The sequence below is a fragment of the Pseudomonas sp. MF08875 genome, assembly GCF_059862525.1.
In genome coordinates this window covers 147,788-161,562 of record NZ_JCBCUW010000003.1, presented here as the reverse complement: position 1 = coordinate 161,562, position 13,775 = coordinate 147,788, and the positions used below count along the sequence as shown (strand labels likewise).

The 13,775-nt window shown below is 59.6% G+C and carries 12 protein-coding genes; 7 read left to right on the top strand and 5 right to left on the bottom strand.

Annotated elements, in window-relative coordinates:
* Positions 1 to 7: 7 nt before the first annotated feature.
* The 4 genes from frr to rpsB form a co-directional block, all read right to left on the bottom strand.
* On the bottom strand, positions 8 to 565 hold the full coding sequence (gene frr, locus AC19YT_RS03025) for a ribosome recycling factor (RefSeq protein ID WP_095106404.1): 558 nt from the start codon (positions 563 to 565) through the stop codon (positions 8 to 10).
* Positions 562 to 1,305, bottom strand: coding sequence for a UMP kinase (pyrH, locus tag AC19YT_RS03020; protein ID WP_095106401.1), 744 nt, complete (start codon positions 1,303 to 1,305; stop codon positions 562 to 564). The genes frr and pyrH overlap by 4 nt, the downstream gene beginning before the upstream one ends.
* Positions 1,306 to 1,514: 209 nt before the next feature.
* Complete coding sequence (tsf, locus tag AC19YT_RS03015) at positions 1,515 to 2,378, bottom strand: translation elongation factor Ts (protein WP_095106399.1); 864 nt, start codon at positions 2,376 to 2,378, stop codon at positions 1,515 to 1,517.
* 192 nt (positions 2,379 to 2,570) lie between these two features.
* Positions 2,571 to 3,308 carry a 30S ribosomal protein S2 gene (gene rpsB / locus AC19YT_RS03010; protein WP_095106396.1) on the bottom strand — a complete coding sequence of 246 codons (738 nt, stop codon included), beginning with the start codon at positions 3,306 to 3,308 and terminating at the stop codon, positions 2,571 to 2,573.
* 390 nt (positions 3,309 to 3,698) lie between these two features.
* Between rpsB and map the strand changes: the two genes are divergently transcribed.
* From map to AC19YT_RS02985, 5 genes are all read left to right on the top strand, one after another.
* Complete coding sequence (map, locus tag AC19YT_RS03005; protein ID WP_095106392.1) at positions 3,699 to 4,481, top strand: type I methionyl aminopeptidase; 783 nt, start codon at positions 3,699 to 3,701, stop codon at positions 4,479 to 4,481.
* Between the two features lie 38 nt (positions 4,482 to 4,519).
* Complete coding sequence (locus AC19YT_RS03000; protein ID WP_095106387.1) at positions 4,520 to 7,222, top strand: [protein-PII] uridylyltransferase; 2,703 nt, start codon at positions 4,520 to 4,522, stop codon at positions 7,220 to 7,222.
* 89 nt (positions 7,223 to 7,311) lie between these two features.
* Entirely contained in the window at positions 7,312 to 8,511 is a 1,200-nt protein-coding gene (dapC, locus tag AC19YT_RS02995) for a succinyldiaminopimelate transaminase (RefSeq protein ID WP_500609688.1), read from the top strand.
* Between the two features lie 188 nt (positions 8,512 to 8,699).
* Complete coding sequence (locus tag AC19YT_RS02990) at positions 8,700 to 9,428, top strand: M12 family metallopeptidase (RefSeq protein ID WP_500609687.1); 729 nt, start codon at positions 8,700 to 8,702, stop codon at positions 9,426 to 9,428.
* A 210-nt stretch (positions 9,429 to 9,638) separates the two neighbouring features.
* Positions 9,639 to 10,364 carry a zinc metalloprotease gene (locus AC19YT_RS02985; protein ID WP_500609686.1) on the top strand — a complete coding sequence of 242 codons (726 nt, stop codon included), beginning with the start codon at positions 9,639 to 9,641 and terminating at the stop codon, positions 10,362 to 10,364.
* A gap of 90 nt (positions 10,365 to 10,454) precedes the next feature.
* Here AC19YT_RS02985 and AC19YT_RS02980 read toward each other — a convergent pair whose 3' ends face one another.
* Positions 10,455 to 12,101, bottom strand: coding sequence for a Na+/H+ antiporter (locus tag AC19YT_RS02980; RefSeq protein ID WP_500609685.1), 1,647 nt, complete (start codon positions 12,099 to 12,101; stop codon positions 10,455 to 10,457).
* Between the two features lie 251 nt (positions 12,102 to 12,352).
* Here AC19YT_RS02980 and AC19YT_RS02975 point away from each other — a divergent pair, with 251 nt between their 5' ends.
* Together AC19YT_RS02975 and dapD are read left to right on the top strand one after the other, a co-directional pair.
* Positions 12,353 to 12,661, top strand: coding sequence for an arsenate reductase (locus AC19YT_RS02975; protein WP_500609697.1), 309 nt, complete (start codon positions 12,353 to 12,355; stop codon positions 12,659 to 12,661).
* A 32-nt stretch (positions 12,662 to 12,693) separates the two neighbouring features.
* Positions 12,694 to 13,728: a 2,3,4,5-tetrahydropyridine-2,6-dicarboxylate N-succinyltransferase gene (gene dapD, locus AC19YT_RS02970; RefSeq protein WP_095106370.1), complete on the top strand. Its 1,035-nt coding sequence runs from the start codon at positions 12,694 to 12,696 to the stop codon at positions 13,726 to 13,728.
* Positions 13,729 to 13,775 lie beyond the last annotated feature (47 nt).

Genomic DNA, 13,775 nt, shown 5'->3' with positions numbered 1-13,775 from the left:
CAGACCCTTATACGGCCATCAGGTCAGCTTCTTTTTGCTTGGTAGCCGCGTCGATTTCAGCCTCGGCCTTGTCGGTCAGCTTCTGGATATCAGCGGCAGCACGGCGCTCTTCGTCCTCGCTGATTTCCTTGTCCTTAACCAGCTTCTTCAGCTCACCCAACGCATCACGACGGATGTTGCGCACAGCCACACGAGCGTCTTCGGCAGCGCTGCGCGCCTGCTTGGTGAAGCCCTTGCGGGTTTCTTCGGTCAGGGCAGGCATCGAGATCAGCAGCAACTCACCCAGGTTGGTCGGGTTGAGGTTCAGGCCTGCACTCTGGATAGCCTTATCGACCGCAGCGAGCATGTTGCGCTCGAAAGCCACGACCTGCAGGGTGCGCGAGTCTTTCACAGTGACGTTGGCGACGCTGCTCAATGGGGTGTCGGCGCCGTAATAAGGCACCATCACGCTACCGAGGATGCTGGGGTGTGCCTTACCGGTACGAATCTGGCCGAATGCGTGGCTCAGAGACTCCAGGGATTTCTGCATACGCGCTTGGGCGTCTTTCTTGATGTCGTTAATCATTGCTGGCTTTCCTCGATCAGCGTCCCTTCAGCGCCGCCATGCACGATGTTCAGCAGGGCGCCGGGCTTGTTCATGTTAAATACGCGCAGCGGCATTTTATGGTCGCGGCACAGGCAAATAGCTGTCAGATCCATCACACCCAGCTTGCGATCCAGCACTTCATCATAGGTCAGATGATCGAACTTCTCGGCATGCGGGTCTTTGAATGGGTCAGCAGTGTACACCCCGTCCACCTTGGTGGCCTTGAGCACCACATCGGCGTCGATTTCAATCGCGCGCAGGCAGGCGGCCGAATCCGTGGTGAAGAACGGATTACCCGTACCAGCGGCAAAAATCACCACTTCCTTGGCATTGAGGTGACGCATGGCTTTGCGGCGGTCGTAATGGTCAGTCACCCCGACCATGGAGATCGCAGACATCACGATGGCGGAGATATTGGCGCGCTCCAGCGCATCGCGCATGGCCAGGGCGTTCATCACAGTGGCCAGCATGCCCATGTGGTCGCCTGTAACGCGATCCATGCCGGCAGCGCTCAATGCCGCGCCGCGGAACAGGTTGCCGCCACCGATCACCAGACCGACCTGGACACCGATGCCGACCAGTTGGCCGACTTCCAGCGCCATGCGATCCAGGACCTTAGGGTCGATCCCGAACTCTTCCGAGCCCATCAGGGCCTCGCCGCTAAGCTTGAGTAGAATGCGTTTATAGCGAGCCTGATAACCACTGCCCTGCTGAGCCATTGCGAATCTCTCCTGCGGCGTATTTTAAAAATTCTTTGCAAGCTGTTTGCAGCCTGCGCTTACTTCTAGCTCGACGCTATCACAGCGCCATCGGAACACGGCTTTGTAAGCCAGTTCCGGGAAGAAACCAAATAAATTGGCAACCCCATTTGAAAAGAGGCTGCGCGCGTGAGCGGGCAGCCTCCTTTGGGCGACAGTTGGAAACCGTCTTATTGCTTGCTGGCAGCAACCTGCGCGGCAACTTCAGCAGCGAAGTCGTCCACAGGCTTCTCGATGCCGTCGCCTACTTTGAAGTAGGTGAAGGAAACGATTTCAGCGCCGGCTTTCTTGGCCAGGTCGCCGACCTTGATTTCAGGGTTCTTGACGAACGCCTGCTCAACCAGGCTGGCTTCGGCCAGGAACTTGCTGATGCGGCCTTTAATCATGTTTTCAACGATGTTTTCCGGCTTGCCGGCGATCTTGTCAGCGTTGAGGGACAGGAATACGCCCTTCTCACGCTCGATCGCTTCAGCGGAAACTTCCGACGGCAGCAGGAACTCAGGGTTGGTCGCCGCTACGTGCATAGCGATGTCCTTGGCCAGTTCAACGTCGCCGCCCTTCAGAGCCACCGCAACACCGATCTTGTTACCGTGCAGGTAACCACCGACCACGTCACCTTCAACCCGTGCCAGGCGGCGGATGTTGACGTTTTCGCCAACCTTGCCGACCAGAACCAGGCGATCGGCTTCTTGAGCTTCGATCAGCGGAGCGACGTCAGTCAGTTTGTCGGCGAACGCCTTTTCAACGCTTGCAGCAACAAATGCCTTGAAGTCGTCCTGCAGAGCCAGGAAGTCGGTCTGCGAGTTCACTTCCAGCAGAACGGCGGTTTTACCGTCTTCTTTCAGAGCGATAGCACCTTCAGCAGCGACGTTGCCTGCTTTCTTGGCAGCCTTGATGGCGCCGGAAGCACGCATGTCATCAATGGCTTTTTCGATGTCGCCGCCGGCCTTGGTCAAGGCCTTTTTGCAATCCATCATGCCTTCGCCGGTACGCTCACGCAGTTCTTTAACCAACGCTGCAGTAATCTCTGCCATTTTCAAAATCCTCTTGGATAGGTTTTCAACCATTCCACCCGATCAAACGGGCGATCAATTCTTCCCGAATCTCCGTTGTAGGCCGCCGCACATTACAGCCGTTGCAGCTAGGTTGCCGACAAATGGTTTTCGAGGTGGCAAAAAGGGGGCCAAGCCCCCTTTTTGCTTACTGAGTCAACGCCAGGGCGTCGATTACTCAGCTGCGGCTACTGGAGCTTCTTCAACGAACTGCTCGGTACCGCCAGCGACGTGGTTGCGGCCACGGATAACAGCGTCAGCCATCGCGCCCATGTACAACTGGATGGCGCGGATTGCGTCATCGTTGCCTGGGATGATGTAGTCAACGCCTTCCGGGCTGCTGTTGGTATCGACAACGCCGATAACCGGGATACCCAGCTTGTTGGCTTCGGTGATCGCGATGCGCTCGTGGTCAACGTCGATCACGAACAGTGCGTCAGGCAGACCGCCCATGTCCTTGATACCACCCAGGCTGCGGTCCAGTTTTTCCAGGTCGCGAGAGCGCATCAGCGCTTCTTTCTTGGTCAGCTTGGCGAAAGTACCGTCTTCGGCCTGAACTTCAAGGTCACGCAGACGCTTGATGGAAGCACGAATGGTCTTGAAGTTGGTCAGCATGCCGCCCAACCAGCGGTGATCGACGTACGGCGAGCCGCAACGTGCTGCTTCTTCAGCAACGATCTTGCCAGCGGAACGCTTGGTGCCGACGAACAGAATCTTGTTTTTGCCCTGGGCCAGGCGCTCTACGAAAGTCAGAGCTTCGTTGAACATTGGCAGGGTTTTTTCAAGGTTGATGATGTGGATCTTGTTACGCGCGCCGAAAATGTATTTACCCATTTTCGGATTCCAGTAACGGGTTTGGTGACCGAAGTGGACACCGGCTTTGAGCATATCGCGCATGTTGACTTGGGACATGATAGTTCCTTGATAAGTCGGGTTTGGCCTCCACGTATCCCAATGACCAACCAGCAGCATAAAGCTGAAGGCACCCAGGTCATCGTGTCGACACGTGTGTGGATTTAAGCTTCGCGGGGCATCCCCGGAAAGCGGCGCATTTTATACCACAGACAAGTCAAAAACGAAACCTGGAATAGCATCGCCATCGCCACGTTCTTGGCCTCTGCGGGAATCGCCCAGAAATGCGCCCTCGCGCCTATATAGAAGGCGCAATGCACAGACCCTCATGATTTGCGCCGATCGTCTGTTAGAATCGCGTTTTTCCGGGCCGCGGGCAGGCTTGCCGTCAAAGCCGCCGCGCGCGCCCACATTCCTTCAAGTTGCGCCTTCGAGCGCTAGAGAGCCCGTATGACCGTCACCCTCAAGACTCCAGAGGACATCGCAAAAATGCGTGTCGCCGGCAAACTGGCCGCCGACGTGCTGGAAATGATCGCCGAACACGTCAAGCCCGGCGTCACCACCGAAGAGCTGGACCGCCTCTGCCACGACTACATCGTCAACGTCCAGGGCGCTATCCCGGCGCCGCTGAACTACAAGGGCTACCCCAAGTCGATCTGCACCTCGATCAACCACGTGGTCTGCCACGGCATCCCGAACGAGAAACCACTCAAGGATGGCGACACCCTGAACATCGACGTAACCGTCATCAAAGATGGCTATCACGGCGACACCAGCCGCATGTTCCACGTCGGCACCGTGCCGGTCTGGGCCGAGCGCCTGTCCCAAATCACCCAGGAATGCATGTACAAAGCCATCGAACTGGTCAAGCCTGGCTGCCGCCTCGGCGACATCGGCGAAGTCATCCAGAAGCACGCGGAAAAGAACGGCTTCTCGGTGGTGCGCGAGTTCTGCGGCCACGGTATCGGCAAGGTGTTCCACGAAGAGCCGCAGATCCTGCACTACGGCCGCGCCGGCACCGGCATGGAGCTCAAGGAAGGCATGACCTTCACCATCGAACCGATGATTAACCAGGGCCGCGCCGACACCAAGGTGCTGGGCGATGGCTGGACCGCCATCACCAAGGACCGCAAGCTCTCGGCCCAGTGGGAACACACCCTGGCGGTGACCGCCACCGGCTACGAGATATTCACCCTGCGCAGCGATGACACCATCCCTCGCGTTTCGGCCTGATCCGCCCCGCGCCCAGCGCCTATAAAGGAAAGCAATCGATGCCGCAGGTGGACCCAGAACTCTTCGACCGCGGCCAGTTCCAGGCCGAACTGGCCCTCAAGGCCAGCCCGATTGCCGCTTTCAAGAAGGCCATTCGCCAGGCCCGCGAAGTGCTCGACGAGCGCTTTCGCGCCGGGCGCGATATCCGCCGCTTGATCGAGGATCGCGCCTGGTTCGTCGACAACATCCTGCAAAAGGCCTGGGAGCAGTTCACCTGGAGCGAGGACGCCGACATTGCCCTGGTGGCGGTCGGCGGCTACGGGCGCGGTGAGTTGCACCCCTACTCCGACATCGACCTGCTGATCCTGCTCGACAACGCCGACCATGAGATTTTTCGCGACTCCATCGAGCGTTTTCTCACCCTGCTGTGGGACATCGGCCTGGAAGTCGGGCAAAGCGTACGTTCGGTGGACGAATGCGCCCAGGAGGCCCGCGCCGACCTGACGATCATCACCAACCTGATGGAAAGCCGCACCATCGCCGGCCCCGAGCGCCTGCGCCAACGCATGCTGGAAGTCACCAGCACCGCGCACATGTGGCCGAGCAAGGAATTCTTCCTGGCCAAGCGCGCCGAGCAAAAGGCCCGGCACCACAAGTACAACGACACCGAATACAACCTGGAACCCAACGTCAAAGGCTCCCCCGGTGGCCTTCGGGATATCCAGACCCTGCTCTGGGTGGCGCGCCGCCAGTACGGCACCCTGAATCTGCGGGCCCTGGCCGGCGAAGGCTTCCTGGTGGAGAGCGAAAACGCCCTGCTGGCGTCGTCTCAGGAGTTCCTCTGGAAAGTGCGCTATGCCCTGCACATGCTGGCCGGGCGCGCCGAAGATCGCCTGCTGTTCGACCACCAGCGCTCTATCGCCAGCCTGCTGGGCTTTACCGGCGATGACGCCAAACAAGCCATCGAAAGCTTCATGCAGCAGTACTACCGAGTGGTCATGAGCATCGCCCAGCTCAGCGACCTGATAATCCAGCACTTCGAGGAAATCATCCTCGCCCCGGCCGACGAGGCGCCGCCCCAGCCCCTCAACTCGCGCTTCCAACTGCACGACGGCTATATCGAAGTCAGCCACGTCAACGTGTTCAAACGCACACCGTTCGCCATGCTGGAAATCTTCCTGCTCATGGCCCAGCACCCGGAAATCAAGGGCGTGCGCGCCGACACCGTGCGCCTGTTACGCGAACATCGCCACCTGATCGACGACGATTTCCGCAACGATATCCGCAACACCAGCCTGTTCATTGAACTGTTCAAGTGCGAGATCGGCATCCACCGCAACCTGCGCCGGATGAACCGCTACGGCATTCTCGGGCGCTATCTGCCGGAGTTCGGCTTTATCGTCGGGCAGATGCAGCACGACCTGTTCCACATCTACACGGTCGATGCCCACACCCTGAACCTGATAAAGCACCTGCGTAAGCTGCAATACACCCAGGTGTCAGAGAAATTTCCGCTGGCCAGTAAGCTCATGGGCCGCTTGCCCAAGCCTGAGCTGATCTACCTCGCCGGCCTGTACCACGACATCGGCAAGGGCCGCCACGGCGACCACTCGGAAATCGGCGCCGTCGATGCCGAGGCGTTTTGCCAGCGTCACCAATTACCGCTGTGGGACAGCCGCTTAATTGTCTGGTTGGTGCAAAACCACTTGGTGATGTCCACCACGGCCCAGCGCAAGGACTTGTCCGACCCGCAAGTGATCCACGACTTTGCCCTGGCAGTAGGCGACGAAACGCGCCTGGACTACCTCTACGTGCTCACCGTGGCCGACATCAACGCCACCAACCCCACGCTGTGGAACTCCTGGCGTGCCAGCCTGCTGCGCCAGCTCTACACCGAGACCAAGCGCGCCCTGCGCCGCGGCCTGGAAAACCCAGTAGACCGCGAAGAGCAGATCCGCCAGACCCAGAGCGCGGCCCTAGACATCCTCGTGCGCGGCGGCAACGACCCCGACGACGTGGAGCAGCTCTGGTCGCAACTGGGCGACGACTACTTCCTGCGCCACACTGCCGGCGACGTCGCCTGGCACACCGATGCCATCTTGCAACAGCCCGCCGACGGCGGCCCGCTGGTGCTGATTAAGGAAACCACCCAGCGCGAGTTCGAGGGCGGCACGCAGATTTTCATCTACGCTCCCGACCAGCACGACTTCTTCGCCGTAACCGTGGCCGCAATGGACCAGCTCAACCTGAACATCCACGACGCACGGGTCATCACCTCCAGCAGCCAGTTCACCCTCGACACCTACATCGTGCTCGACACCGACGGCGACTCGATCGGCGACAACCCGGAGCGGGTCAAGCAGATCCGCGACGGCCTGACCGAAGCCCTGCGCAACCCGGACGACTACCCAACCATCATCCAGCGCCGCGTACCGCGCCAGCTCAAGCACTTCGCCTTCGCCCCGCAAGTGACCATCCACAATGACGCCCAACGCCCGGTGACCGTGCTGGAACTCAGCGCCCCCGACCGCCCGGGCCTGCTGGCGCGCATCGGCGGGATCTTCCTGGAGTTCGACCTGTCGTTGCAAAACGCCAAGATCGCCACCCTGGGCGAGCGCGTGGAAGACGTCTTTTTCATCACCGATGCCCACAACCAGCCGCTGTCCGACCCAGAGCTGTGCCAACGCTTGCAGGACGCCATCGTCGAGCAGTTGAGCGTCAACCAGGAACCCAGCGCGCAAGGTTTCAAGCTAACGATCTGAGCCCACTCACACCCCTGTAGCACAACGGCGCCGGCCCACCGCCCTTGCGGCCGCGCCTGCCTCCACACTGAATGCACGAGCCTGTGACCATGAACAACGCCCTGAACCAGTTGCAGCCCTACCCCTTCGAGAAACTGCGAGCCCTGCTGGGCAGCGTGACGCCAAACCCGGACAAACGCCCGATTGCCCTGTCCATTGGCGAACCCAAGCACAAGTCCCCCGCGTTCGTGGCCCAGGCGCTGGCCGACAACCTCGACCAAATGGCGGTCTACCCCAGCACCCTGGGCCTGCCAGCACTGCGCGAAGCCATCGCGACGTGGTGCGAACGACGCTTCGACGTGCCCCAGGGCTGGCTCGACCCGGCACGGCACATCTTGCCGGTAAACGGCACCCGTGAAGCCCTGTTCGCCTTCACCCAGACCGTGGTCAACCGCAGCGACGACGCCCTAGTGGTCAGCCCCAACCCGTTCTACCAAATCTACGAAGGCGCGGCGTTCCTCGCCGGGGCCAAGCCGCTGTACCTGCCGTGCCTGGCCGACCACGGCTTCAACCCCGACTTCGATGCCGTGCCGGCCGACGTCTGGGAACGCTGCCAGATCCTGTTTCTGTGCTCACCGGGCAACCCCACCGGCGCACTGATCCCGCTCGACACCCTGAAAAATCTCATCGCCCTGGCCGATAAGCACGACTTTGTGATCGCCGCCGACGAGTGCTACAGCGAACTGTATTTCGACGAACAGACCCCGCCACCGGGCCTGCTCAGCGCCTGCGTGGCACTGGGCCGCCAGGACTTCAAACGCTGCGTGGTGTTCCATAGCCTGTCCAAGCGCTCCAACCTGCCCGGCCTGCGTTCAGGCTTCGTGGCCGGCGACGCCGAAATCCTCAAGGCGTTCCTGCTGTACCGCACCTACCATGGCTGCGCGATGCCGATCCAAACCCAACTTGCCAGCATTGCGGCGTGGAACGACGAAGAACACGTCGCCGCCAACCGTGCCCTGTACCGCGAAAAATTCGACGCGGTACTCGACATCCTCAGCCCAGTGCTGGACGTGCAGCGCCCCGATGGCGGTTTCTACCTGTGGCCCAACGTACAGGGCGACGACGCCGCGTTCTGCCGCGATCTGTTCGTCGAAGAGCACGTCACCGTCGTGCCGGGCTCGTACCTGTCACGCGAAGTCGATGGCCACAACCCCGGCGCCGGTCGCGTGCGCCTGGCACTGGTCGCCCCCCTGGCCGAGTGCATAGAAGCGGCCACCCGCATGCGCGACTTCATTATCCGCAAGCGCTAACTTACAGCGCCCCACCCTGTGCAACGCAGGGTGGGGCCACCATCAAAAGCCAAACAAAAATATCAAGTTACAGCAGCACCATCCCGCGCACTTTACAACCTTCACTATCAAACTAACCTTCTATAAACAAAACAACTTACGCCTCTACGGAAAGAGGCCACCATGCAATACAACAAGGAAGTTATTCTATGCCCCCCCACCACTTCTGCAAGATAACCTGCCCACACAATGAACAGCACGCTTATAGCTGTGCGATTAACGAAAACCCGCTTAACGCACTCTGCCAACCCACTAACAGCCGTTCAAAACGCGCCGTTGGCTTCTATAGCAAGTTCTGGAGCCCTGGCCGGACTATCACCATCACCTTCACGCAGGCTTTGCCTGAAGCGATCAAGGCCCGAGTTGAGCAGGTCATCCGGATGTGGGAGCCCTATGTCAACTTGAAGTTCGAGTTTGAAGACGGTGACCATGGCGATATTCGTATTGCACTGAACGCCAAGTTCAACGAATCAGTGATGGGTACCGACGCGTTGTCCGTCCCCTCCTATGAGCCAACGCTGAGCATCGCAACCCCGCATACCAGCGAGGATTTCAACCCCACGCTCTTGCATGAGTTCGGCCACGCTCTAGGGTTGAGCCACGAACACCAACATCCCAGCGCCAACATTCCCTGGGACAAGGAAAAAGCCTTTCGTTATTTCCAAGAAACCCAAGGATGGACTCTCGAGGAAATCACCTACAACTTGTTCGATATCGATAATAGCCCCGATATTTATCGTGGCTCTTACGACCCCCACTCCATCATGCATTATGAAATACTCAACGATCTAACCATCGGCGATTGGACAGTTGGCTATAACACAGAACTCAGCGAACAGGACAAAATCAGTATCAGTAATATCTACCCACCTGCCTAAATTTTTAACCCACCTAAAAACCAGGCACTTCAGGGCAGGCATCAAAAACCATCATCCTTTGACCCCGCCCTGATTCATAAAAGCCTATAGAACTACAATTTTCCGACCAAACACCTCGTTACAACAACGACACTTCACAACTGCACCGTTGAAACTAACCTAACTCTTGCCCCTTCCTACACACACCATGAACAACCGAGAGACACCCCCATGAATACAGACGATCTTCGCAAAGTTCCCACGCCCTCCGTACAGAAGGCGGACAATACCAATAGCACTGAAAATTCATCTCCTGCAGAATCCGCCGAAGACTCTAACAAAGCGAAACGCTCAACGGGTTTTATTAGTAAGTTCTGGCCTAATCGCAGTACGATCACCGTCAGTTTCATGGAAGATCTTTCCGACGAATTGAAATACCGAGTAGAACGAGTCATTCGGCGCTGGGAACCTCACATGAGTCTGGCCATGGAGTTCGTGGAAGGCAGACAGGCAAATATCCGCATTTCCCTCAATGGCATGCAGAATCGCTCAGAATTAGGTAATAACGCACTGTATATACCCGCTGACATTCCAACCCTGACGCTGGCGACCCCGTCCAACCACCCCTCGTTCGAGCCCGACCTCCTGCATGAGTTCGGCCATGCGCTAGGTTTGAACCATGAACATCAGCATCCTGACGCCAACATCCCCTGGGACATGGATAGAACCTATCGTTACTTCAAAGAGAGATTCGGTTGGGATGAGAACGACGTCAACAGCCAAATTTTCGAAGTTCATTACGACGCAGATGTATTTCGCGGCAGTTATGACAAAAAATCCATCATGCACTATCAAGTGCCTAATGAAATCACTCTTGGCGACTGGGAAGTAGGGGTCAATACCACTATTAGCGAGCAAGATAAAATTAACTTGCGCAAGATCTATCCATCCAACTAATTACGCACATTCCCCTGAATCAAAATTCAGCGCACGCCCCGGCCAATCAATCGGCAGCGTCGTGCGCTGATAGATCAAAGGCTATGGTTTTCACTTCACCTGGCCCAAATTCGCCTCACTCATGTCGAGCTCTCCCAGTACTTCACGCAATACGTCGTCGCCTATCTGGTGATGCCGGCTCAGGCTGTACAACTCCAGGCGCTGGGCCCGCAAAGCTTTCAAGCGCAGGCGCCGCTCCAACAGATCCATCTGCGAGGCCAGGGCCTGGGCTTCGGCGGAATCGTTGAACACCTCCAATTGATGGCGGTACTCGGACATGATCCGCGCCTTAAGCTCCGCGGCCAGGGCCGCTTGCGCCGCGTCCTGGGGGTTGATGGCCTCGGCCAACTCCTCCACCTCCAAGGCATGGATCGCCGCCTCGGCGGTCTTGCGCCAGGCGTCACGAATTTCACTGCGACGCTTGTCGTCCGGGCTGGCCTCGATGCCGCGTAGCAGCAAGGGCAAGGCGATGCAGGCCGCAATCAACGACAACAGGATCACCCCGGCGGCGATAAAGATCAGCAAGTCGCGCTCAGGGAAATCCTTGCCCGGGCCGATCAGCAGCGGCACCGACATCACGCCCGCCAGCGTCACCGCCCCACGCACCCCACCCACCGTCAGCAACCAGCACGAGCGCGCCGTCGGCACCTGGGTCAATTCGCCCTTGCCGCGCCAGCGCCGCAGCAGGCCGGACAAACGCCAGATGCTTTGCACCCAGACAAAGCGCAACAACAGCAGGGCGAGGAAAATCGCCACCACGTCCAAGCAGCGATAGAGCAGCGTCGGCCACAGCGAACTCTCGTGGCTGACCACCGCCTTGATGATGTCCGGCAGTTGCAGGCCCAGCAGCAGGAAGATCAGGCCATTGAAGGCGAACTCCAACAGCGACCACACACTGCGGTTGAGCAGCCGCGTGCTGGTCTGGCGCGGCAGCAAATCGAGCCAGCTCTGCATCATCCCCGCCGCCACCGCCGAGAGGATGCCCGAGGCGCCAAGGCGTTCGGCCAGCACATAGGCGGCGAACGGCAGCAACAACATGAACACCACGTGGGTCGCCGGGTCGTCCCAGCCGCGGGCGATCATCCACGCCCGCAACCGCCCCACCAGCCAGCTCAGGGCCACGCCAATGGCCAGGCCGCCCAGCGCCACCAAGACAAACGTCAGGCTGGCGTTGGCCAGGGAAAACACCCCGGTCACGGCCGCCACCAGGGCGAACTTGAAGGTCACCAGGCCCGAGGCGTCGTTCATCAGCGCCTCGCCCTGAAGCATGTGCATCAGGGGCGTGGGCAAGCGGTTCTGGGAAATCGCCGAAACCGCGACGGCATCGGTGGGCGACAGCACCGCCGCCAGGGCAAACGCCACCGCCAGCGGGATGCTGGGCAACAGCCAATGAATGAAGTAACCAGTGCCCACCACCGTGAACAGCACCAACCCCACCGCCAGGGTCAGGATCGGCCCGCGCAACTTCCACAATTCGCGCTTGGGCATGCGCCAGCCATCGGAAAACAACAGCGGTGGCAGGAATAAAAACAGGAACAGTTCCGGGTCCAAGGCCACATGCAGGCCCAGGGTCGGCCACGCCAGCAAGGCCCCGGCGCCGATCTGCACCAGCGGCAGCGGCAGGGGAATCACCCGCCCGACCAAACGGGAAACGCTCACCAGCATCAGCAGAATGAGGACGGTATAAGCGGTTTGCATAAAGCGTGATTCCCAGCGATGGCATTTATCAGGCAACAGATGGCCATTTAAGTGCCATATTAGCCACTTAAGCTAGCGCCCACCGTTGCACCAAAGTCGCACCGCCGCCCGCGCGGGCGCACAAAACCCGATTGACGCCGACTCATGGCATAATCCGTGCCCTTTGGTACCCGGCACCTGTTAAAGGAGGCAATTTCTTGACCGCTCCAAGCAAAACGTTGCACCTTTTCGGCATCAAAGCCTGCGACACCATGAAAAAGGCGCGCACCTGGCTCGATGAACACGCTGTCAGCTATGACTTTCACGACTATAAAACCGCCGGCATCGACCGCGCGCACTTGACCCAATGGTGTGACGAGCACGGCTGGCAAGTGGTGTTGAACCGCGCCGGCACGACCTTTCGCAAACTCGACGACGAATGCAAAGCCGATCTCGACCAGACGAAAGCCATCGAACTGATGCTCGCCCAACCCTCGATGATTAAGCGCCCGGTGCTTGATCTGGGTGACAGAACCCTGATTGGCTTCAAGCCAGAAATCTACGCGGCAGCCCTCACGTAAGCCTGCCCATTCTTTTTTGTAGAGGTAACCGCATGTCCAATTCTTCGTTCAGCCTGGCCTTCGGTGTCGGCACCCAGAACCGTCAAGGTGCATGGCTGGAAGTGTTCTACGCCCAACCCCTGCTCAACCCATCGGCTGATTTGATCGCCGCCATCGCGCCGATCCTGGGTTACAGCGAAGGCAACCAGGCTATCGCCTTCAGCACCGCGCAAGCGGCGCAACTGGCCGAAGCGGTCAAGCCGTTCGACGCCACCCAAGCCGCCCTGCTGACGCGCCTGGCCGAAAGCCACAAGCCGCTGGTGGCCACCGTCCTGGCGCAAGACAGCCAACTGAGCTCCACCCCCGAGGCCTACCTCAAGCTGCACCTGCTGTCCCATCGCCTGGTCAAGCCCCACGGCCTGAACCTGGCCGGGATCTTCCCGCTGCTGCCGAACGTGGCCTGGACCAGCCAGGGCGCCATCGACCTGGGCGAGCTGGCCGAGCGCCAGCTCGAAGCACGCCTGCGCGGCGACTTGCTGGAAGTGTTCTCGGTGGACAAGTTCCCGAAAATGACCGACTACGTGGTTCCGGCCGGCGTGCGCATCGCTGACGCCGCGCGCCTGCGCCTGGGCGCTTACGTGGGCGAAGGCACCACCGTCATGCACGAAGGTTTCGTCAACTTCAACGCCGGCACCGAAGGCCCGGGCATGATCGAAGGCCGCGTCTCGGCAGGCGTGTTCGTCGGCAAGGGTTCGGACCTGGGCGGCGGTTGCTCGACCATGGGCACCCTGTCCGGTGGCGGCAACATCGTCATCAAGGTCGGCGAAGGCTGCCTGATCGGCGCCAACGCCGGCATCGGCATCCCCTTGGGCGACCGCAACACCGTGGAGTCGGGCCTGTACATCACCGCGGGCACCAAGGTGGCGCTGCTGGACGAGAACAACCAACTGGTCAAAGTGGTCAAGGCCCGCGAACTGGCCGGCCAGACCGACCTGCTGTTCCGCCGCAATTCGCAGACCGGCGCCGTGGAATGCAAAACCCACAAATCGGCCATCGAACTGAACGAAGCGCTGCACGCTCACAACTAAGCAGCCACTCGATGCCCCTGGAACGGGTCGCCTTCGGGCGGCCCGTT